The organism is Streptomyces oceani, from assembly GCF_001751245.1.
Taxonomy (GTDB): Bacteria; Actinomycetota; Actinomycetes; order Streptomycetales; family Streptomycetaceae; genus Streptomyces; species Streptomyces oceani.
The window spans coordinates 116,560-119,149 of the sequence record NZ_LJGU01000132.1; the positions used below are offsets into that span (position 1 = coordinate 116,560).

The following is a 2,590-nucleotide window of genomic DNA, read 5'->3' on the forward strand; positions in this document are numbered from 1 at the left end:
CGGCCACCGCCGCCTCCGCCGTACTCCTGCCCCTGACGACCGGCGCGACCACCGCTCGCGGCGCCGACCCGGCCTTCGCGCACGGCGTGGCCTCCGGCGATCCGCTCCCGGACGGGGTGCTGCTGTGGACCCGGGTCACTCCTGAGCCGGCGGCCGTGCCGGGCTCCGGCAAGGGCGACCCCGTCGAGGTCAGTTGGGAGATCGCCGAGGACCCGGACTTCCGTACGAGCGCGGGCCGGGGCAGTCTGCGCGCGAGCGCGGACAGCGACCACACGGTGAAGGTCGACGCGCGCGGCCTGCGCCCGGCCACCGACTACTGGTACCGGTTCAGCGTCGCCGGCGTCACCTCGCCCACGGGCCGCACCCGCACCACCCCGGCCGCGGACGCCGCCACCGACCGGCTCCGCTTCGCGACGGTCTCCTGCGCCAGTTGGGAGAGCGGCTGGTTCGCCGCCTACCGACATCTCGCCGAACGTAGCGACCTGGACGCGGTGTTGCACCTCGGCGACTTCGTCTACGAGTACGGCACCGGCGAGTACCCGACCGAGGACGACGTCATCCGGCCCGTCCATCCTCCCGAGGAGGTCCGTACGCTCGCGGGCTACCGCGCGCGGCACGGTCACTACCACACCGACCCGGACCTGCGGGCGATGCAGGCGGCGCACCCGCTGATCGCGATCTGGGACGACCACGAGTTCGCCAACGACGCCTGGACCGGTGGTGCGGAGAACCACACGCCGGGCGAGGAGGGCGACTGGGCGCGGCGCGTACGGGCCGCGAAACAGGCGTACTTCGAGTGGATGCCGGTCCGCCCGGCCGTGGAGGGCACCACCTACCGGCGGCTGCGCTTCGGCCGGCTCGCCGACCTGCACCTGCTCGACCTGCGTTCCTTCCGGGACCAACAGCCGACGTTCGGGGACGGCGACCAGATCGACGACCCGAACCGTACGCTCACCGGGCGCAGGCAGCTGGACTGGCTCAAGTCGGGGCTGTCCGCCTCCGAGGCCACCTGGCGGCTGGTCGGCACCTCCGTGATGATCTCGCCGGTCGCCTTCGGTTCCGTACCGACGAAACTGCTGGGCCCGCTCGCCGAACTCCTGGGCGTGCCGCGGGGCGGACTGGCCGTCAACGTCGACCAGTGGGACGGCTACACCGACGACCGCCGGGAACTCCTCAGTCATCTGCGGGACAACCGGATCGACAACACGGTCTTCCTCACCGGAGACATCCACATGCACTGGGCCAACGAGGTACCGGTCAGCGCCGCCGACTACCCCCAGGAGGAGCCGGTCGCCACGGAGTTCGTCGTCACCTCGGTGACCTCCGACAACGTCGACGACATCCTGCGCGCCCCGCCGAACACCCTCTCCGGTGTCGCGGAGTCGGCGGTGCGCGCCGCCAACCGCCACGTGCGCTGGCTGGACATGGACGCACACGGGTACGCCGTGCTCGAACTGTCCGCCGAGCACGCCCAGATGGACTTCTACGCCCTGTCCGACAAGACCGACCCGGAAGCGACGAGCGCGCATCTCCGGTCCTACCGCTGCCGGTCCGGACACCCCGGGCTGGAACGGACGGATCACCCCGTAAGCTGACTCCATGGCAGGGGGTAGCGCGGGACAGGTCGTCGACGGTCGCTTCGAGCTGCTGGAGCGTCTGGGCAGCGGTGGCATGGGGACGGTGTGGCGGGCCCGGGACACCGCCCTGCACCGCGAGGTGGCGCTCAAGGAGGTCCGGCCGAGAGACCCGCGGTTGGCCCCGGAGGACTCGGACGCCGCGCGGCAGTTGCGCGAGCGGGTGCTGCGCGAGGCGCAGGCGCTGGCCCGGCTCAGCCATCGGCACGTCGTCACGGTGCATCACATCGTGGACGAGGGACCGTACCCGTGGATCGTGATGGAGCTGCTGTCCGGCGGCAACCTGCAGGCCAGGCTGGCGGACGGTCCGCTGCCGGCCCGGGAGGCCGCCGGGATCGGCCGCCAGGTCCTGAGCGGACTACGGGCCGCCCACGCCGCCGGCATCCAGCACCGGGACGTGAAGCCGGCGAACGTGCTGGAGCGCGCCGACGGCAGCGCGGTGCTCACCGACTTCGGAATCGCCGCGCTGGCGGGCTCGACCGCGCTCACCGCGACCGGCGAACTGATCGGCTCCCCCGAGTACATCGCGCCGGAGCGGATTCGCGGCGGCGACGACGATCCAGCGAGTGACCTGTGGTCGCTGGGCATGACGCTGTACGTGTGCACCGAGGGCCACAGTCCACTGCGCCGCGGCACGACGCTGGCGACGCTGGCCGCTGTGCTGGACGACCCGGTTCCCCCGCCCGTACGCAGCGGCGCGCTGGACGAGGTGCTGCGCGCGCTGCTCGTACGGGAGCCCGGCGCGCGGCCGGACGCCGGCACCCTGGAGGAACTGCTGGCGGACGTGGCGGCGGGGCACACGGTGCGGCCGCGGCTGCCCACCCAGACGGCACAGCCGTCCCGCGCTCCCTTCCAACCGCCCGCGCCACCCGACACCGCGCCTCCCGTCGCGGCACCCGGCCCGCTCGCCGGTGGCCCGCCGGAGTCGGCCGTCGGCCCGGACCTGCTGTACGGCC

2 protein-coding genes are annotated in these 2,590 nt (G+C 73.2%); both read left to right on the forward strand.

Annotated features, from left to right (window positions below; genetic code table 11):
• The coding region (locus AN216_RS17570; protein ID WP_070197629.1) for an alkaline phosphatase D family protein at window positions 1-1,595 on the forward strand (1,595 nt) is incomplete at its 5' end.
• A gap of 4 nt (window positions 1,596-1,599) precedes the next feature.
• A partial coding sequence (locus AN216_RS17575; RefSeq protein WP_139140950.1) for a serine/threonine-protein kinase occupies window positions 1,600-2,590 on the forward strand: 991 nt, incomplete at its 3' end.